Consider the following 262-nt stretch of genomic DNA (forward strand, 5'->3'; position numbering starts at 1 on the left):
TGCAACTATAGGTCAACCAATACGGTTATAGACCAACTAAGACTGTTATAAGCTAACCATCAGCATCTTTTTCTGATGATCCAAGTACTCTTCATAAGTACCTTGGAAGCTCACTAATTGTTGGTCTTTTACATCAATGATGTGTGTTGCTAGCGAAGAAACGAACTCACGGTCATGGCTTACAAAGATAAGCGTCCCCGTGTAAACCTTCAATGCGTCGTTCAGGGCTTGGATTGCTTCCATGTCCATGTGGTTCGTTGGT

1 pseudogene is annotated in these 262 nt (G+C 42.4%); it reads right to left on the reverse strand.

The features are described 5' to 3' along the window. Positions 1-45: 45 nt before the first annotated feature. Positions 46-262, reverse strand: a pseudogene (locus AB4496_RS25245) (ABC-F family ATPase); the annotation flags it as partial.

The sequence above is a fragment of the Vibrio sp. 10N.222.46.A1 genome, assembly GCF_041473595.1.
In the GTDB taxonomy this organism is placed as follows: Bacteria; Pseudomonadota; Gammaproteobacteria; order Enterobacterales; family Vibrionaceae; genus Vibrio; species Vibrio tasmaniensis_A.